Source organism: Arthrobacter oryzae, from assembly GCF_030812315.1.
Taxonomy (GTDB): domain Bacteria; phylum Actinomycetota; class Actinomycetes; order Actinomycetales; family Micrococcaceae; genus Arthrobacter; species Arthrobacter oryzae_B.
On the sequence record NZ_JAUSSM010000001.1, the window covers coordinates 427,340 to 446,352 of the forward strand.

At 63.5% G+C, this 19,013-nt stretch carries 12 protein-coding genes; 9 read left to right on the top strand and 3 right to left on the bottom strand.

Features of this window, described 5'->3' with window-relative positions; translation table 11 throughout:
* Positions 1–52: 52 nt before the first annotated feature.
* On the bottom strand, positions 53–268 hold the full coding sequence (locus J2S97_RS02020) for a helix-turn-helix domain-containing protein (RefSeq protein ID WP_028270184.1): 216 nt from the start codon (positions 266–268) through the stop codon (positions 53–55).
* A gap of 156 nt (positions 269–424) precedes the next feature.
* Between J2S97_RS02020 and J2S97_RS02025 the strand changes: the two genes are divergently transcribed.
* From J2S97_RS02025 to J2S97_RS02040, 4 genes are read left to right on the top strand one after another with little or no spacing between them, the layout of a single operon-like run.
* Positions 425–1,069: an SAF domain-containing protein gene (locus J2S97_RS02025; RefSeq protein WP_307046070.1), complete on the top strand. Its 645-nt coding sequence runs from the start codon at positions 425–427 to the stop codon at positions 1,067–1,069.
* The gene (locus J2S97_RS02030) at positions 1,066–2,376 is read left to right on the top strand and encodes an AAA family ATPase (protein ID WP_307046072.1); all 1,311 of its coding nucleotides are present in this window, start codon (positions 1,066–1,068) and stop codon (positions 2,374–2,376) included. Before J2S97_RS02025 ends, J2S97_RS02030 begins: the two co-directional genes overlap by 4 nt.
* Positions 2,377–2,433: 57 nt before the next feature.
* Positions 2,434–7,287 carry an NAD-glutamate dehydrogenase gene (locus J2S97_RS02035; RefSeq protein WP_307046074.1) on the top strand — a complete coding sequence of 1,618 codons (4,854 nt, stop codon included), beginning with the start codon at positions 2,434–2,436 and terminating at the stop codon, positions 7,285–7,287.
* Between the two features lie 33 nt (positions 7,288–7,320).
* On the top strand, positions 7,321–8,790 hold the full coding sequence (locus J2S97_RS02040; protein WP_307046076.1) for a sensor histidine kinase: 1,470 nt from the start codon (positions 7,321–7,323) through the stop codon (positions 8,788–8,790).
* 105 nt (positions 8,791–8,895) lie between these two features.
* On the opposite strand, the gene J2S97_RS02045 is transcribed toward J2S97_RS02040, so the two are convergent.
* Positions 8,896–9,144 carry a WhiB family transcriptional regulator gene (locus J2S97_RS02045; RefSeq protein WP_003804966.1) on the bottom strand — a complete coding sequence of 83 codons (249 nt, stop codon included), beginning with the start codon at positions 9,142–9,144 and terminating at the stop codon, positions 8,896–8,898.
* A 376-nt stretch (positions 9,145–9,520) separates the two neighbouring features.
* Between J2S97_RS02045 and J2S97_RS02050 the strand changes: the two genes are divergently transcribed.
* The gene (locus tag J2S97_RS02050; protein WP_373460484.1) at positions 9,521–9,892 is read left to right on the top strand and encodes a hypothetical protein; all 372 of its coding nucleotides are present in this window, start codon (positions 9,521–9,523) and stop codon (positions 9,890–9,892) included.
* Here J2S97_RS02050 and J2S97_RS02055 read toward each other — a convergent pair.
* Positions 9,849–13,940 carry an FtsK/SpoIIIE domain-containing protein gene (locus J2S97_RS02055; RefSeq protein WP_307046081.1) on the bottom strand — a complete coding sequence of 1,364 codons (4,092 nt, stop codon included), beginning with the start codon at positions 13,938–13,940 and terminating at the stop codon, positions 9,849–9,851. The genes J2S97_RS02050 and J2S97_RS02055 overlap by 44 nt on opposite strands.
* A gap of 198 nt (positions 13,941–14,138) precedes the next feature.
* On the opposite strand from J2S97_RS02055, the gene glf reads away from it, so the two are divergent.
* From glf to J2S97_RS02075, 4 genes are read left to right on the top strand one after another with little or no spacing between them, the layout of a single operon-like run.
* The gene (gene glf / locus J2S97_RS02060) at positions 14,139–15,326 is read left to right on the top strand and encodes a UDP-galactopyranose mutase (protein WP_307046083.1); all 1,188 of its coding nucleotides are present in this window, start codon (positions 14,139–14,141) and stop codon (positions 15,324–15,326) included.
* Entirely contained in the window at positions 15,323–17,338 is a 2,016-nt protein-coding gene (locus tag J2S97_RS02065) for a glycosyltransferase (protein WP_307046085.1), read from the top strand. The genes glf and J2S97_RS02065 overlap by 4 nt, the downstream gene beginning before the upstream one ends.
* Positions 17,335–18,216: an ABC transporter permease gene (locus J2S97_RS02070; RefSeq protein ID WP_307046087.1), complete on the top strand. Its 882-nt coding sequence runs from the start codon at positions 17,335–17,337 to the stop codon at positions 18,214–18,216. Before J2S97_RS02065 ends, J2S97_RS02070 begins: the two co-directional genes overlap by 4 nt.
* A complete protein-coding gene (locus tag J2S97_RS02075) occupies positions 18,217–18,942 on the top strand; it encodes an ABC transporter ATP-binding protein (RefSeq protein ID WP_307046089.1) in 726 nt (241 codons plus the stop codon). It begins immediately after the preceding gene.
* Positions 18,943–19,013 lie beyond the last annotated feature (71 nt).

Here is a 19,013-nt window from a genome sequence, read left to right on the forward strand (position 1 = left end):
TGCAGGAGGACAGGCCGAATGGACGGCAGCTCAACCGCGGACATGTATGGCCTCAGACGGATTTGGACTTCGCTTCCTGAATCATGCGCTCAGCCTCCGCATAACGCTCTTCGATGTACTGCTCCAGCATCTTTTCTTCCACGCGCCACTGCCCGCGGCCGCCCACTTGGATGGCCTTGAGCTCGCCGCTCCGGACCAGTGCATAGGCTGCGGGGGAATTGATCTGCAGCTGTTCGGCTACGTCTGCGAGGGTTAGGAATCGGGGCATGGTTCTATTTTGCCACCGGTGAGGTCAAGTGGTGCGGTTATCCACAGTTTGGCGTTGTTTGGTCCTGTGACTTTCGATCCGGCTGTTTTGCCGTAAGAATGAGGGAGTCCGGCGCATGAACCGGTCCGGTCAGCACCGATGGGGGGAGCAGTACGGATGAGTGCAAGCACAACGGCCGCGGGGGTCCGGCTCAAGAAGCCGTCATGGAAGGATCCCCGGCTCCTGCTCGGTTTCCTGCTGGTTCTGGCTTCCGTGGCAGGTGTTGTGTCCTTGATAGGTGCTGCCGACCAAACCACCGAGGTGTACGCGGCGAAAGGGCCGATTGCCGTTGGGGAGAAGCTGACCGCTGAGAGTGTCAACCGGGTGAAGGTCAGGCTCGGTGACGTGGAATCGCACTACGTCACGGCTGAAGCGGGACTCCCCGAGGGCATGGTTGCTGTGCAGCGCATTGGCCCGGATGAGCTAGTGCCACGGGGAAGCCTCGGAAGGCCCGATGCGCTCAACCGCAAGCCGGTAGCAATCACCATCGACGAAGCCCTGCCGGAACAGGCCGCCGCCGGTTCGCGTGTGGATGCCTGGGTGGCCCTCCCTGATGCCCGCAACGGATTCAGTGAGCCGAAGCTGCTGCTTCCGGGCGCCGAAATCGCTGAAGTCACGCCGGGATCAACCACGCTTGGATCTTCCCGGTCAACAGTGGTGCTGGTGCTCGTCACGGATGAACAGATGCCCAAGCTGCTCGGCGCCCAGGCAAACAAGGCCAAGATCTCCGTCGTCTGGAACCCCGGCGGCGGCACGCCGTGAGCATCCCGGTAGTCACGGTCGGACAGTCGCGGGAAGACCTGGTCGGCGGCCTGGAACGGCTGCACGGACCGGTGACTGTCGTCAGGAGATGCTCGGAACTGGCGGAGTTGCTGGCCGCCTGCCAGAGTGGCCTTGCCCGGGCCGCCGTCGTCGCAGAAGGTAGCGACGAACTGACTGCTTCCCTGGTGGACCGGCTCGCCGCGGTCGGCGTCGTGATCGTTGCCCTGACGGACAGCGCATCGGAAACCGCGAGGCTGACGGCGATCGGTGTTACGGCAGCGCCGGCAGGAGTAGATTCGGCGGCGCTGGCCGGGAGGATTTCCGGCGCGGTGGACCAATGGTCCCGTCCCAAGCCACTTCAGACGGGGGACGGCGGCTTCGCGGACACCGGGGCGGCCCTCCGGACTCAGCTGGGTGCGGAAGACGACGTTCCGGCAGAGCCGTCCGGTGCCGGACAACTCATTGCCGTCTGGGGTCCGGCCGGGTCTCCCGGACGGACACTCGTAGCGGCGAACATGGCGGGTGAGTTGGCTGCAGCGGGCAATTCAGTCTTCCTGATCGACGCCGACAGCTATGGGGCGAGCGTCGCAGGGCTGTTGGGACTTCTGGATGAGGCCGCGGGGCTGGCGCAGGCCTGCAGGCTGGCCGACCTGGGTCAGCTGGATGCCGGGGCGCTGCAAAAAGTTGCCACACCCGTCGCCCTCAAATCAGGGACGCTCCGGGTCCTGACGGGGATCACGCGCGCGGACCGCTGGACGGAGTTGCGCGCGTCCGCCCTTGGTGCCGTGTTTGAGAAAGCCCGGGAGATCGCGGACTACGTCGTCGTGGATACCGGATTCTGCCTCGAGGCAGACGAGGAACTCAGTTTTGACACCATGGCTCCGCGCAGGAACGCCGCCACCCTCCGGAGCCTGGAACTGGCAGACACCGTTTATGCAATCGGGTCGGCTGACTCCATCGGGGTGCCGCGACTGGTCCGGGGCCTTTCGGAGCTTGAGGTTGCGGTGCCGCAGGCCGCTCCACGAGTCATCCTGAACAAGGTGCGTGCCTCGGCCGCAGGACGGTCCCCGGAACGCCAGCTCAGGGACGCCTGGGAAAGGTACGGACCGGCAGCGCCCATCGCCGCCTTCCTGCCTTCAGACAGCGCAGCAAGCGATTCGGCGTTGTTGTCGGGGTGCCTCCTGCTTGAGGCTGCACCCCACTCGGGACTGCGACTCGCAATCGCAGATTTGGTTTGTGCACCCGCCCAGCGAAATCGCAGATCCTCTGTCTTATCTTCCACAGCGAAGCGTCGACTAAAGGGCTAGGCTCGCCATAAGGGCTGCAAAGAAGCAGCTATGAACTTGTGATGGAGGCGTTTGTCGATGTCGTCTGGGTCCAGCGTGGAGGATCAGTCCGTTTTACTCGGAGCCCGTGAGGGGTACTTCGGAGACTATTACGAGCACCTTGCGGAGGAGGACTCCCGGGCCTATTCGCCTGACCTCCTGGCCGCCCGCGCTGAGACCCACCGCGAAGTGGCCGCGGTCCGCGTTCCGGGAACGGCCAACATCAGAATCGTGGACGAAACCGACCGGAGCGTCGTGTATATCGTCACGGACGATATGCCCTTCCTGGTGGATTCAGTCAACGCCGAGCTCGTTCGTCAGAACTCTGCAATCCACCTTGTCCTCCACCCGCTGTTTGTCGTGACACGCAACCGGGAAACCGCGCAACTGACCAAAGTGGACCGGGTCCCGTCCAGCATTGGCATTTCCAGCGGCGACACCGCCGCAATGCCGAGCCTGTCCCATTTGATTGCCCAGGGCGACAACGCCTCCCACATGGAGTCCTGGATCGCGGTCGAGATCGACCTTGCCAGCGAGGAAATGCATGGACAGCTGATCGAAGGCATTGAACGTGTGCTTGGGGACGTGCGGGCGGCTGTCGAGGACTGGCCGAAGATGCGTAATAAGGCGTTGCAGATCGCCAAGGACCTGGACAACGTGGCCAATCCTTCGCAGATCGAGGAGCTACGCCAGGCCCAGGACCTCCTTCGGTGGCTCGACGAGGGCAACTTCACCTTCCTTGGCTACCGCGAATACGACCTGGTGAATGAATCCGGGGAGGACGTCCTGGAACTCCGGGAGGAAAGCGGCCTCGGCCTCCTGCGCAGCGGTGCGGATGGACACCACGTCCAGCACCTCACCGTTGCCGGCCGCAAGAAGGCACGTGAAAAGCGCGCCTTGGTCATTACCAAAGCCAACTCCCGCTCCACAGTGCACCGGCCGGCCTACCTCGACTACATCGGCGTCAAGAGCTTCGATGCCGCCGGAAACGTCAACGGCGAGCAGCGCTTCATCGGCCTGTTCGCCACCAGCGCCTATGCCGGATCCGTCCGCAACATTCCGATCGTCCGCGAGAAGGTCGAAGCCGTCCTGCGCAAAGCCGGATTCCCGCCGCACTCCCACTCCGGAAAGGACCTGCTGGGTATTCTCGAAACATACCCTCGGGATGAGCTGTTCCAGATCGAGGTTTCCGACCTTGCTGCGACGGCGACCGGGATCCAGCGGCTGCAGGAACGGCGTCGCACCCGGCTGTTCCTGAGGCCTGATATCTACGGCCGGTTCCTGTCCGCACTGGTCTACCTTCCGCGTGACCGCTACACCACAAACGTCCGCCTCCGCATCGAACAGGAACTGCGCGAGACCTTCCACGCCGTGTCTATCGACTACGAAGCCAGGATGACGGAATCCGCGCTGGCCAGGCTGTTCTTCCGGATCCGGCTGCCCAAGGATGCCGACGTCAGCGACGTCAACGTCGAAGAGCTGGAGAAGCGGCTTGTCCGGGCAGCGCGGTCGTGGAGCGAGGGCATCACGGAGGTCCTGCGGGCGAATGCCGCCGACGAAGAGAGCAAGTCGTTGGCTTCGGCGTGGGCGGAGGCGTTTCCGGCCAGTTACCGCGTCGACTACGAGGTCGAAGATGCCCTGGCAGATATTGCCCGTTTCGAGAAATACGGGGCAGCCGCCGAGCGGGCAGAGGGGGCCAAGCAGGAACGGCCGGGAGTGCACGTCTACCTGCCGGAGGGGGCGGGAGCCACGCTCGAAGAGGACGCGCGCGTCAAGCTGTACATGCTTGAGCCCAAGAGCCTCAGCCAAATCCTCCCGTACTTCCACAACCTCGGTCTTGAAGTCCTCGATGAACGGCCCTTCGAAATCGAAACCGCGGACAAACGGGACTATTTCCTCTACGACCTGGGGCTGAAATATCCTGCGGGCGTGGCCCCTCTCGCGACGGGCCAGCTACTGGCGGAAGCGTTTGGCGCCGCCGTTTCCGGTGCAGTGGAGTCTGACGCTTTTGACCGGCTTGTCCTGCGCGAGGGCATGCACTGGAGCCAGATCGTGGTCCTGCGCGCCTATGCCAAATACATGCGCCAGATGGGCAACACGAATTCGTTTGGATTCATTGCCGACACCCTGCTGGGCAATCCCGACGTGACACGTGCACTCAGTGCCCTGTTCGCGGCCCGCTTTGACCCCTCCCTCGGGGACGACGTCCGGGCGGAGCAGCAGGCAGCAGTCCGTGCGGAGCTGGCAGCCGCCATCGAACAGGTTGCCACTCTGGACGCGGACCGAGTACTCCGGACCTTTGCGAACCTCATTGAGGCCACGTTGCGGACCAACTTCTACCAGCAGAAGCCATACCTCAGTTTCAAACTGAATCCGGCAGCCATAAACGGCCTTCCGTTCCCGCGTCCCATGTTTGAAATCTGGGTCTACTCGCCCCGGGTGGAGGGCGTGCACCTGCGCTTCGGCAAGGTGGCCCGAGGCGGGCTGCGCTGGTCGGACCGCCGCGAGGACTTCCGGACCGAAATCCTGGGCCTTGTTAAGGCACAGACAGTGAAGAACGCCGTCATTGTGCCCACCGGCGCCAAGGGCGGATTCTTCGCCAAGCGGCTCCCCGACCCTGCCGCCGACCGGGCAGCCTGGATGGCGGAAGGCGTGGAAAGCTACAAGACCTTCATCCGCGGCCTGCTGGACCTCACGGATAACCTGATCACAACTCCCGACGGGGAAGCTGTGGTTCCGCCGGCCGACGTCGTTCGTCATGACGACAATGACTCCTACCTGGTCGTTGCGGCAGACAAGGGAACGGCGACGTTCTCGGACATTGCCAACGGGCTGTCGGACGAATACGGCTTCTGGCTGGGGGATGCCTTCGCTTCAGGCGGCTCGGTGGGCTACGACCACAAGGCGATGGGTATCACTGCCCGCGGCGCCTGGGAATCGGTCAAGCGACACTTCAGCGAGCTGGACCTCGATACGCAATCGGAGCCGTTCACAGTGGTCGGCGTCGGCGACATGTCCGGCGACGTCTTTGGCAACGGCATGCTCCTTTCCAAGCACATCCGGCTGCTCGCGGCGTTTGACCACCGCCACATCTTCCTGGATCCGAACCCCGACGAGGCCGTGTCCTACGCAGAGCGTGAACGGCTCTTCAAACTGCCCCGCTCCTCCTGGGACGACTACGACAAATCCCTCATCAGCGAAGGCGGCGGCGTCTTCGTGCGGCAGGCAAAGTCCATTCCTGTTTCCGACCAGGTTCGGGCTGCCTTGGGACTGCCGGACGGCACCTCCGAGTTGAGCCCGCCGGAGCTCCTGCGCGCGATTCTGCTGGCGCCTGCGGACCTGCTCTACAACGGCGGCATCGGAACCTACGTCAAGGCAAGTACCGAAACGCACGCGGAGGTAGGGGACAAGGCGAACGACGCAATCCGCGTCGACGGCCGCGACCTTCGCGTCAAGGTGGTCGGTGAAGGCGGAAACCTCGGCATGACCCAGCGCGGACGTATCGAAGCCGCTCTTCAAGGAGTCATCCTGAACACGGACGCCATCGACAACTCGGCCGGCGTCGACTGCTCGGACCACGAAGTCAACATCAAGATCTTTGTTGACCGGATGGTCGCGGCCGGCAAGCTCGAGTCCGCCGAGCGGGCGGACTTCCTGGCATCCATGACGGACGAAGTCGGACGCCTCGTGCTGGAAGACAACATTGACCAGAACATCCTTCTGCTCAACGACCGCATCCGTGTTGCCGAGTGGAGCCCCAGTTACGAGAGGCTCATGGACTGGCTGGAGAAATCCGCAGACCTCAAGCGGGAACTGGAAGCCTTGCCAACAACCGCAACGCTCCGGGAACGCCTTGAACAGGGCCAGGGGCTTACCTCGCCGGAGCTCTCCGTGCTGGCGGCCTACGCGAAGATCGAACTCGCGACGGCACTGCGCGAGAGCGATCTCGCCGACGACCCGTGGTTCAAACAAACCCTCCGGTCCTACTTCCCCAAGCAGCTCCGGGAGAAGTTCGACGCCGAGCTTGACACGCATCCGCTGCGGCGCGAGATCATCGCAACCGTCGTGGCCAACGACATGATCAACCTAGGCGGCATCACGTTTGCGTTCCGCACCATCGAAGAGACCTCAGCCAACGAAGCCGCGGTTGCCAAGGCCTTCGTCGCCCTTCGCGAAATCTATGAGCTTGACGTCATGGTGGGCGAGCTCAACGAACTGCCTGCGTCCTTCCCGACGGAGCACTGGAGCACCGTCCACCTGGACATCCGGCGGCTCCTGGACCGTGCTGTCCGGTGGGTGCTCAGCCAAGGCAGCGGCTCCCGGCCGATCTCCGAGATCGTGGGCGAATTCAAACCGCTGATGGATCCGATGCGCGCCCGTCTCCTTGACTACCTGCGCGGAGAGGACCGCGACCGCGTTGCCTCATGGCTCGAAAAGGCCCGCAGCTGGGAACTTCCGGAGGATCTCGCCCACCGCTGGGCCGAACTGTTCGAAAGCTTCGTGCTGCTGGACATCGCCAAGATCGCCCACGCCAACGCGGAGCCGGTGGAAGACATCGCGCACGTCTACTACACGATATTCGACCGCTTCCATGCGGATTCCCTCCTGGAGCGGATTACAAAGCTTCCGAGGCGGGACCGCTGGCAGGCGCTGGCCCGCGCCGCCCTCCGAGACGACCTCTACTCGACCATTTCGGACATCACGATGTCGGTCCTTGAATCGACGCCGTCCGGAACACCCGCGGAGGACCGTGTCCTGGGCTGGGAAGGCTTGAACGCAGAGCAGCTCGGCCGTGCCAGGAGCATGTTTGACGAGGTGAACTCGCTCGAAGCGGACGATATGGCGTCACTGTCGGTAGCATTGAGGCTCTTGAGGTCAATCGTCCGACGCTAGGGACCCGTCCCAAGCGTCGAATCTGGAGGTGTAGTGGCAATCTTTACGGACCCCATCAGGGAACACGCTGATTTTGGGCCGGGGGATGCCGAATGGCTGCACCTCCTGGTGGGCGACTGGCAAATGGTCGCCGACCTTGCCTTCGCTGACCTTGCTTTGTGGTTTCCGCATCCTGAGTTCGGGTACGTGGCGCTGGCCCACGTCCGCCCCTCCACCACGCATACGGTGTTCCATGCCGACTTCGTGGGGGAGGGGATCAGGTCGGACCTGCAGCCGCTCGTGGATAAGGCCTGGGCCAGCCGGACCATTGAGCGGTCCAGCGAAACCAACTGGAGCAGCGACATGGCGCTCCGGGTTGAAGCTGTCCCCATGGTCAGGAATGGCCGGACGCTGGCCGTTGTGACAACCCACATGGATCTGTCCAGTTCACGGATGCCTTCCAGACTCGAGCTGACCTACCGCCAATGCGCCTACGACCTGCTCCGGATGGGAACACTGGGCCTGTGGCCCGACTTTGCATCGCCCACCGGATCCCGCCGCGGAGCTCCGCGTGTGGGTGACGGCCTCATCCGGCTCGATGCCGACGGAATCGTGCAGTACGCCAGTCCCAATGGTGTGTCCGCATTCCGGCGCCTCGGGGACGGTGAATCCCTCGAAGGCAGGTCGCTCGCCGAAGTAACAGCGGGACTGCTGCGGGACCGCCGCATGGTGGACGAAACGCTGCCGCTCGTGGTGACCGGCCGGATGCCGTGGCGCAGCGAAATCGAATCCCGCGGAGTGAGCCTGTCCCTTCGGGCGATCCCGCTGCGCGACGAACAGCAGAGGTTCGGGGCCCTGGTGCTGTGCCGCGACGTCTCCGAGCTCCGGCGGCGCGAAATGGAACTCGTGACCAAGGACGCCACGATTCGGGAGATCCATCACCGGGTGAAGAACAACCTGCAGACTGTTGCTGCCCTGTTGAGGATGCAGTCGCGCCGGATGGTCAGCGATGAAGCCAAGCAGGGTCTCGAGCAGGCCATGCGGCGAGTCGCCACCATTGCCCTTGTCCACGAGACCCTGTCCCAGGGGCTGACGCAAAGCGTCGACTTCGATGAACTCATCGGCCGCCAGTTCCGGCTGTCTGCCGAAGTCGCCTCGCCGTCCCAGCAGGTCAAGACGGCACGGTCCGGATTGTTCGGGGAGTTGCCCAGCGATTTCGCTACCCCGCTTGCCCTGGTGATCAACGAACTTGTGACGAACGCCGTCGAACACGGTCTGGAGGGGCGGACCGGAACTGTCTGGCTTCTGGCCGACCGTTCGGAGGGCGACGACGGGGACGAGCTCCTGACCGTGACCGTGGCTGATGATGGTGTCGGGTTGCCGGAGACACCCCATGTGGAGGGCCTTGGACTGCAGATTGTCCGGACTCTTGTGACCAGTGAACTCGGCGGTAGCATCCAGTGGAAGCCCCGTGAGGGCGGCGGAACCGCTGTGCAGATTGTCCTGAACCTGCAGAAACGGTAAGCGGGAGGCACAAAGCAGCACCGTTAAATACGAAGCGGCCGCGGACTGTTAAGTCCGCGGCCGCTTCGTATTTATCTAAACTTTTCTAAGCCAGGAGCTGTCCGGTCAGGAAGCGCGACGTGCGCGTGCGGCACGGCGCTTGAGGGCGCGACGCTCATCCTCGCTCATGCCGCCCCAAACGCCGGCGTCCTGTCCGGATTCGAGGGCCCACTGGAGGCAGGTGTCCACCACCGGGCAACGGCGGCACACACTTTTGGCTTCCTCGATCTGCAGGAGAGCAGGCCCGGTGTTTCCTACTGGGAAGAACAGCTCCGGGTCCTTGTCGAGGCACGCTGCGCGGTTACGCCAATCCATGCTGATCAGTCACTCCATTCCTGGGAACTCGTTGAAAGCCGACTTGTGAAAATATTCACTAGAGGCTACATAAGAAAGGGACCCTGCCGGGTCCCCTTGGTCATCTGAATTAAGCGTGTCATGTTAACGCTGTGTAAACAAGGGGTAATCGTCTAAGAAGTGCCTCTTAAGCGTGAGCGATACGTCACATAGGTCGCCAGCGCCCTCCCCGCTAGTCGACTATGTCCGGTAGGGTGCCAGTGTGTCAAGACCCCCAGAGAACCCCTCCGACCTCACTCCTGAGCCCAGCGGGACAGGTTCCGCAGATGGTTCGGATGCTTCCCCCGGCTCCGTTTCCCGGCGTGTTCCGGCCGCCCGGCCGCGCGCGGTGAGTGCGCTGAGCCTGATCGTCGCGGCTGAAGCAACGGCCCTTCTGGTGGCAGCGGGCTGGTACGCCATTCAACTGACCACCGGGGCGCCAGTGCTTTCGTTTTGGGGCGCTGTGTTTACACTGGCGCTCCTACTTTCTTTTTCGGCCTGGCTTTTTGCCGTTGCCCATTTTCTCTTCCGCGGATTCCGCTGGCCCCGGGCTGGGGCGCTGGTTGCCCAGTTGTTTGTGATGACGATCGGATTTCCGACGCTTACCGGCGGTTATATTGTGGCTGGCCTTGCCATGCTGGTTCCGGCCGCGGTCGCGTTGGTCCTGCTGTTCAACAAGAGCGTGATCAGCTTTGCTTCGCGTGCTGGTGGGGCACCCCCCGCCCTGTGACGCCGGCGTCGGAACCAGCTGCCAGTTGCACCGGCACGGCCCGGCCCCCGGAAATGACGACCGCTCTTCCGGGCGGCGGGCTGGGATCCACTTCAAAACGAACGCCGAAGAAATCGCCGTCCATGATGTTCCGCGGCGCGATCAGGATTCCTGTGCCGTGCCCGCGTGCGTGTGCCGCCAGCGGCACCCGCTGAACGAGTGTCGGGCTAAACCCGGCGGTGAGCAGTACCGTCCACCCCAGACCATGCAGTTCCACAAGATGCCGGGTGGCCTCCGGTGTCAGCATGTCGGCATCGTCCACGAGAAGGACCGCGTCCCTGCTGAGTGTGCCGGTTTCAGCGCTCAACAGGATGCGTGCCCAGTAACTGTCGGCGGCCGCATCGATACCGGGGGAGAGCCACTCGGTCACGTGCGGGTTCAGCTGGGGAAGGGCTGCAAGTAGTGAGCTTTTGCCGGATGATGGACCGCCCAGAACCGGCAGGACACTTCCCGGCGGAAACCGGACAGTTGCAGGAACGAGTTCGTCGCCGCCGATGCCGATGACGATCTTGCGGTGTTTTGTTCCGCATCCGGTGCCAGCACCTGCATCCACGGGTGACGCTGCCGTGCGTGCCTGGACGTCGGACACACTCAGGCGCGGGGGCAGCGCCTCGATCCTGAAAGGCCGGATCGCCGGTTCCTTCGGCGATTCTGTCCGGGGCGTTGCCGCCGCGGCTTCTGCATAGAACTGGGCCACCGACCCCGGGCTCCCCGTGAGCGGGCCGAATACCAGCGCCCGTCCGCGGATCCGGGCAACGACCGGGATCCGTGGCCACGCCAGTCGGCTCTCTTCGGTAGACCCCTTGGGGAAGAAAGCCCGATTGGGGACGGCCGCGAAGTACCGCGCCGTCACAACTTCCCGATCCCCGGAAATGAGCACCGTGACGCCTGCCCTTGCGCCGTCGCGGACGATGTCCTGGATCAGGTCTTCCGCCCAGGCCAGGGGGCCGGCCCGGAACGCAGAGACCCACGAGCCCCAGCCGGTAAGAACCAGGACGAGCTGCGGGGCCCGCGCTTCTGCAGGACGGCTGAGCCGCAGGGATAGTTCGACGACAATACGTTCCAGGATGCGAACGGCCCGACGCAGTTCATGCGGGCCTGCCACTGCGCCCACACGGGGCTCCGGGCGTGCGGCGTGGAACGAATTGCAGGCATCCAGGATATAAAGGTGCGATTCCTCGACGTGTTCGATCAGTTGCTGCAGGACCAGGGCCACTGCGTCGTCTGACCCGCTGCCTGTCCCGCCAACCAGTGCCAGATGGCCATGACCTGAGGGCTGCCACGTTAACCGGGAGATCCGTTGCCGGTCGGGCTCATCCACTAAGCCGAGCTGGACGGACCAGAGACCGGGAGAGGGGTCGCCCGCATTCACCACCAACGGTTCGGCTTCAGGGTGAATCGCTGTCCCGCCATCGGCCGGGGCCCGGGTCCCGGGGCGGTAAACCGTCCGGGGCAACGGTGCGGCCACGGGGCGGTGCGGAGCCGTGCCTCCCATGCCGTTCCAAAGTTCCACGATCGATTCAATAATGGGGGCTGCAGCCTGCGCCGGAGACGGCTGCAGCCCGGGGTCCGGTTGCCCCTGAGGTTCCCTTGCGGCGTCCCCCAGCGCCTCGGCGGTCAGGCGGACCCTGACACCGGACGCGGTGAGCCCAGCTGGAGCACCGGTCAGCGACGCCGTCTGGAACTCGACCGGGTCTTCCGTCCCGCGGGCGAGGTACGCGCGCCCGGGATTGGCCACCGCAATGCCGGCGGCGACCCTGGAATTGATGATGTCGACCGATTCCATCTCAGACTGGACCCGCAGCGCAATGCTGGTGGTGACGTTCGCGCGGATGTCCGCGGTGAGGGCGCCCTGGGGTCGCTGCGTGGCCATGATCAGGTGTATGCCCAGCGACCGTCCGATGGCCGCGATCCGCATCAGTTCCGCCAGTGCTTCGGGGGCGTCTTCGACGAGCATGCGGAATTCGTCGATAACGAGGACCAGATGGGGGAGCGGACCGCCCGCGGCACCCGCCGCCCTGTAGCCAGCCAGGTCCGGAGCCTGAACGGCGGACAGCAATTCCTCCCTGCGCCGGATTTCGGCGCGCAGGGAAATCAGCGAGCGGTCCAGTTCATCCCGCGTGAGGTCTGTGAGCATCCCCACGCAATGAGGCAGGCCCGTCAGCGGTCCCAGGCCCGATCCGCCCTTGAAATCAAGAAAGAGCATGTTGATCCGGTCCGGCGGGTAGCTAAGCGCCAGCCCGGCCGCCAGGCTCCGGAGGAGTTCGGATTTTCCGGAACCGGTGGTTCCCGCCACCAGCAGATGCGGACCGTCCGATTCAAGGTCGAGCATGCGGGGTCCTTGTTCTGCCATTCCGATGGGTACTGCCAGGCCGGGCGCCCGGCGTCCCATAAGCCAGCGGACCGACGTGTCCGCTGCCGACGCCGGCAGGACATCGGCCAGTGAACAATTCAGCGGCACTGCCGGTTGGGTAGCCGGGCGGCGTTCAAGCGCCGGTGCCATGTCCCGGCAGTACCGGTCGAACACGCGCTCCGGAACAAGGTCAGGGAGGAAGTCTTTCGCGGAGTCCGCGGCGCAGAGCCGGGCGGCGTTTCTGCCGAGTTCGATGACTGCGCCCGCCTCCGCGGAGCCATCCCGGGTGCAGTCAAGAACGTGCCAGCCCCGGCGGATTGCGGTGCCAGCCAGACCGGAAAATCCCGCCTCATCGTCGACGCCATCAATCAGCATCAGCACGCCCCGGTCCCGGCTCCGGTCGATGCCGCGGTCCAGTAGCTCGGCCGTCGTTGTCGCATTCGACGACAGCGACACCGGGGTGAGATAGCGGGCCGCCAACGGCAGGAACCCGGGCCGGCCGTGCAGCAGGATCCGCGTCCGTGCCGCATTCCCGTCGCTTGTGAGCTGCATGACCATGAACCGGATAAGGCCGGCGACGTCCTGCCTGGGCCCGCGGACAAATGTCAGGTCTGAAAGATGCAGGATGAACGGCAGGCGGCCGGCCGCGGGTGGCTCGAAGTCAGGGTCGGCGGGGTCCAGGCTGATGTTTGCCTGCTGATCCGCCAGCCCGAGGCGCAGCCCAGGATGGTCCGGCGCGGCAGTTTCTCCTGGCCGGACAGCGTGTTCCGGATATCCCCTGAGGACGAGCGCGGCGGCGGATGGTGCGGACCGGCGTCGTCGTTCCTTGTCTTCTTCAACGGCGGCGGCCACCGATGCCTTGAGCCGGCGGCGCTGGCGGCGGCCAGCCACCAAGGGAACGAGCACGGAAACGGCAGAAACCGCCGTGAAGGCCAGGAACATCCACATTCCGGTGATCACGGCGAGGCCCACGCCGATGAGCAGCGGCAGCGCCGCGGTGAGAAGCAGAACGCCCCGGTTGCCGCCGTCGGCCTTGTGCGGGACCTTCAAGGGCTCCTTGACGCTGGATCCGGAAGCTTCCCACTCGGTGATCTGTCCTGCGGGGGGAGGGCCAAAGACGATGGACAGCGTTGAATTGCCACAACTGATCAGCGAATTTGTCGAAACGGCGGAGCGGCCTACCTTCTTCCCGTCCACGAGGGTTCCGTTGGCGCTGCCAAGGTCCGTGATGGTGATCGCAGTGTCCGTCACGTCGAGCCGGGCATGCTCGCGGGAGAGGGCAGCATCCGGCAGGGCGATTTCAGTTCCGCTCCGGCCGATCCGATACCTGCCGCGCCGCAGGGGCAGTACAGTCCCGGCGGCGGGTCCGCTGTGTACGGCGATCAGCAGGCCGGCGTCCGTGCCGTCGCCGGGTTCCGACGGACGATCTCCCTCACCGTCCACGATGACCGCCCCGGTAACAAACGGAGGAACGCCGACGGCCAGACCGGACAAGGGCACCCCCTGTACGGTCAGTTCCCCTGCACCGTATTGCTCCGCGATGGCTTGCTGCACCAGGAGGCCAGCTGCTCCATGCCCGGCCTCAATAGTGAGTTCGAGCTGCGGGCCAGGGCTGCCGGCATGGGGTCCGCGAACCAGCGTGCAGTGGAGCGTCATCGGGAACTTTCCCTTGGGAAGGAGTCGGTTTCTGCCTAAGCTACCGGCGGGTCCAACCCGTGGGCACCGTCCTCAACGGACTATGTGGATAAGCCCGGTCCGTACCCTGGATTCACGAGTGCCGGCATAGTCTCGGGTAGGCTAGAGCAGCAGCCAATGCACAACATTGGGCTGCCCGCATTCGAATCAGGAGATTTTGTGACCGCTGACCTCGTCATCGTAGGGTCGGGCTTTTTCGGCCTGACAATCGCAGAACAGGCCGCCACTGAGCTGGGCTTGAAGGTCGTTGTCCTCGACCGCCGCCACCATATCGGCGGCAATGCCTACAGCGAAAAGGAAGAGCAAACCGGCATCGAGGTGCACCGCTACGGGGCACACCTGTTCCACACGTCCAACGAACGCGTCTGGGAGTACGTCAACCGGTTCACGACGTTCACGAATTACGTTCACAAGGTCTACGGCGTCCACAAGGGCGAGGTGTACTCCCTGCCGATTAACCTCGCAACGATCAACCAGTTCTTCCGCGCGAACCTGACCCCGGGGGAGGCTCAGGACCTCATCAAGGAGCAGGCCGGCGAGCTGGCGGGCACGGATCCCCAGAACCTCAACGACAAGGGCATCCAGCTCATCGGACGCCCCCTCTATGAGGCCTTCATCAAGCACTACACCGGCAAGCAGTGGCAGACGGATCCCAAGGACCTGCCGGCGAGCATCATTTCCCGGCTCCCGGTGCGCTACAACTACGACAACCGCTACTTCAACGACAAGTACGAGGGTTTGCCGACCAACGGCTACACCGCGTGGATCGAAAAGATGGCGGAGCACCCGAACATTGAGGTCCGGCTCAACACAGACTTCTTTGATGAGTCGCACGAATACAGCAAGAACAAAGTTGTCGGCAACATCCCGGTGATCTACACCGGCCCGGTGGACCGCTACTTCGACTTCTCGGAAGGCGATTTGTCCTGGCGGACCATCGACTTCGAAGAGGAAGTCCTCGACGTCGGCGACTTCCAGGGAACGTCAGTCGTCAACTACAACGACGACGACGTCCCCTTCACGCGCATCATCGAACCGCGCCACTTCCACCCGGAACGCGAGTACCAGACGGAGAAGACCGTCATCATGCGGGAGTTCTCGCGGGCCGCAGTGAAGGGTGATGAGCCGTACTACCCGATCAACACCGCCGCCGACCGCGAACGCCTGCTCAAGTATCGCGACCTCGCGGCTGCGGAGCAGGATGTCCTCTTCGGCGGACGCCTGGGTACGTATAAATACCTCGACATGCACATGGCGATCGGCTCTGCCCTCACCATGTTTGACAACCAGATCCGGCCGCATTTTGAGGGTGGAGCGAAGCTTGAAAGCGGAGGTGTAGACGCATGAGTGTCTCAACCCAAAGCCCGAAGGGCACCGAAAGCCCCAAAGCGGGCGAACAGCGCTGGGACACGCTCCAGCGCGTTATCCTGCCCAGTTCCAGCCAAATGGACACGGTGCCGCTGTACATGGACATGGGCACCGCCACCGGCATCCAGCTGCCCACGGTTGGCGACCGTGACGGAAAGGCCAGCAAGCCCCAGGCCTTCAGCAGTCCCACGAAGGAAGCGCACGTCGAGGACTTCCTGTCCCGCTTCTCCACATCAGTGCGATCCGGGGAACGGGTCTCCTTCGGCAGCTACTTCAACGCCTTTCCTGCCAGCTACTGGCGGCGGTGGACCACGGTGGAGAAAATCCGCCTTCATGTCCGCACCCAGGGTGTCGGGTCCGTCATCGTTTACAAGTCCAATGCACGCGGATCGCTCCAGCGCGTGGACACCCGCAGGGTTGAAGGGATTTCGGAGAACTTCTTCGATCTGTCCCTGGCACCGTTCGGCGACGGCGGCTGGTACTGGTTCGACCTCGTGGCCGGCTCCGAACCGCTCGTCATGCTGGACGCGGAATGGCAGGGCCCGGCGTCCGACAGCCAGCCTGGTTCGGTGACGCTCCAGATCACGACGCTGAACAAGACCGACTTCTGCCTCAACAACCTGCGGCTCCTCGCTGAAAACGGGGAGGCACTGGATCACGTCAAGGAAATCCTGATCGTGGATCAGGGATCCCAGAAGGTTGCGGACGCGGAAGGCTTCGAGGAGGTCCGGGATTCCCTGCAGGGGAAACTGCGGATTATCAACCAATCCAACCTCGGCGGCTCCGGCGGGTTTGCCCGGGGGATGTTCGAGGCTGTGGAGAACGGCAGCGATTACGTCCTGCTGATGGATGACGACGTCGTCGTCGAGCCCGAAAGCATCATCCGTTTGCTGACGTTCGCGGACCGCTGCAAGACGCCGACCATTGTCGGCGGACACATGTTCGACCTGTACAACCGGACCGTCCTGCACACGTTCGGTGAAACCGTGAACCCCTACCGGTTCCAGCCGTCGCTGCCCAGCGAGGAAATGATCCTCGGACACGACTTCATGTCGTCAAACCTCCGCCAGACCTCCTGGCTGCACCGCCGCTGCGACGTGGACTACAACGGCTGGTGGATGTGCATGATTCCGACGAAGGTGATTCGCGAAATCGGGCTCTCCCTTCCGCTGTTCATCAAGTGGGACGATTCCGAATACGGACTCCGGGCGAAGGCCCACGGCTTTCCGACGGTCTCCCTGCCGGGTTCAGCCGTGTGGCATGTCTCCTGGATCGACAAGGACGACCTCGTGGGCTGGCAGGCCTACTTCCACGCCCGCAACCGTGTCATTGCGGCCCTGCTGCACAGCCCCTATGAACATGGCGGACGCGTGGTCCGCGAGTCCCAGTACATCGACGTGAAACACCTGGTCTCGATGCAGTATGCCACAGCACACGGCCGTGGCTGGGCGCTCGAAGACATCCTGAAGGGCCCTGAGGCACTGCGGGAACTGCTCCCGTCCAAGCTGCCGCAGATCCGCGAAATGATGTCCGGCTATTCGGATTCAGTGTTCCGCCCTGACCCGGATGAATTTCCTGCACCAAAAATGGACAAGCCCCCTCGTCGGGGACACGGGATCGCGCAGCCGTCCAAGGTGTCGCTCCTGCCGTGGGCCGCAAAAACCGTCATCCGGCAGCTTGCCAGCCCGGTAAGCGGTTCCAGCGCCGAGCGGCCGCAGGCGACTGTCGCCCACCAGGACAACCGCTGGTGGCGGATGGCGCAGTATGACAGTGCCGTCGTGTCCAACGCTGAGGGAACGGGTGCGTCCTGGTACCGGCGCGATCCGAAACAGCTTCGGAAGATGCTGGCTGAAAGCGCACGCCTTCACGCCGAACTCCTGAAGGACTGGCCTGCGCTGAGCAAGAAGTACAAGGCTGCAATGAACGACCTCACGTCGATTGAGTCCTGGAGGAAGACGTTCGAGCAGCACACTCAGAACGAGATCAAGTGAGTGGGACCAGTCCTGCAGAACTAACCACGCCCGGTTTGGGCGGCGGCCTGCGCGATCTCCGCCAGTCGAGCTTCCTGCTGAAACTCTTGGTCCGCAAGGAACTCAAGGTCCGCTACCGCGGTTCCGTTCTTGGCCTCCTGTGGTCCTACGTGAAGCCCGGCGTGCAGTTCATCGTTTTCTATGTGGCTTTGGGGGTCTTCCTCGGACTGGAGCGCAGTCCGAGGAACCCCGAGGGGCTTTCAAATTACGCCGTATACCTTTTTTCGGGCATCGTCCTGATCAACTTCTTCTCCGAGGCGTTGGGTAATGCGGCGAGGTCGATAGTCAACAACGGAAACCTGATCAAGAAGATTTATCTTCCCCGCGAACTGTTCCCCGTGGCGTCCGTGTGGGTTTCAGGTGTCCACTTCTTCCCGCAACTAGTAGTGCTGGTGGCTGGCTGCCTCGTCGCAGGATGGCATCCGAACGGGTTGCAGCTCCTCGCCGCGGTCGCAGGCTTTGTGATTGTCGGCCTGCTGGCAACCGGCCTGGGACTGTTGTTTGGCGCAGCAAACGTCTATTTCCGCGACTCCGAAAACCTGGTGGACATGCTGCTGATGGTGGCCACTTGGGCGTCGCCGGTGATGTACGCCTGGACCATGGTGCAGGAAAAGCTGGGAGCCACGGCTTTCGCCGTCTACCAGGCCAACCCGGTGACAATCGGCGTCGAACTCTTCCACTATGCCTTCTGGTTCCCAACGACGGACGGGTCCGCGGCCATACCTCCGAATCTGTTCAGCCTCTGGACACCCGTGGGCCTGGCAATTGCCCTGTTGGTCCTGGTCCTGGGCCAATTCACCTTTCGGCGGCTCGAGGGCCGCTTCGCCCAGGAGCTGTGAGTGGTCAACGCAATCGAAGTCTCTGACATCAGCAAGCAGTTTGTGCTGCGGCATACCCGGTCCATCAAGGAAGCCGTCGTCTGGCTCGCCAAGGGACGGAAGGGCGACCTGTCCGAGAAGTTCCACGCCTTGAAGAACGTCTCGGTGGATGTGAAGACGGGCGAGACGGTCGCCCTTCTGGGACTGAACGGCTCCGGCAAATCCACGCTTCTCAAGCACATTTCAGGCGTGATGTTGCCGGACTCCGGCACGGTACGGACGCGGGGCCGCGTAGCGGGACTGATTGAGGTGGGGGCGGGCTTCCACCCGGATCTTTCCGGGCGCGACAACGTCTACCTCAACGGTGCCATCCTGGGCATGACCGAGCAGCAGGTCAACGAACGCTTCGACGACATCGTCGAGTTTTCCGAGATCGGCCAGTTCATCGACACCGAGGTCAAGTTCTACTCCTCTGGTATGTACCTGAGGCTGGCGTTCTCCGTCGCCGTCCACACGGATCCGGAAGTGTTCCTCATCGACGAGATCCTCGCTGTAGGTGACGAGCCTTTCCAGCGGAAATGCATCGAGAAGATTCAGGAACTGGCGCGGAACGGTAAGACTCTCGTCGTGGTCAGCCATGATCTCGACCTGGTCTCCCGCATCTGTGCCCGCGGCATTTTGCTGGAGCATGGCAACGTAAAGTTCGACGGTTCGATTCACGACGCCGTGGCGCTGCTGCGGTCCTAGCGGCATCGCTCCTTCGGGAGGGTTCGTCCAGCAACGGAGCGGACAACTGTCGCTCTCAACCGAAGGGATAG

Excerpts from the sequence above, each read along its gene's own strand:
- J2S97_RS02020 (WP_028270184.1), bottom strand. The coding sequence starts at position 268 with ATGCCCCGATTCCTAACCCTCGCAGACGTAGCCGAACAGCTGCAGATC.
- J2S97_RS02025 (WP_307046070.1), top strand. The coding sequence starts at position 425 with ATGAGTGCAAGCACAACGGCCGCGGGGGTCCGGCTCAAGAAGCCGTCA.
- J2S97_RS02035 (WP_307046074.1), top strand. The coding sequence starts at position 2,434 with ATGTCGTCTGGGTCCAGCGTGGAGGATCAGTCCGTTTTACTCGGAGCC.
- J2S97_RS02045 (WP_003804966.1), bottom strand. The coding sequence starts at position 9,144 with ATGGATTGGCGTAACCGCGCAGCGTGCCTCGACAAGGACCCGGAGCTG.
- J2S97_RS02055 (WP_307046081.1), bottom strand. The coding sequence starts at position 13,940 with ATGACGCTCCACTGCACGCTGGTTCGCGGACCCCATGCCGGCAGCCCT.
- J2S97_RS02065 (WP_307046085.1), top strand. The coding sequence starts at position 15,323 with ATGAGTGTCTCAACCCAAAGCCCGAAGGGCACCGAAAGCCCCAAAGCG.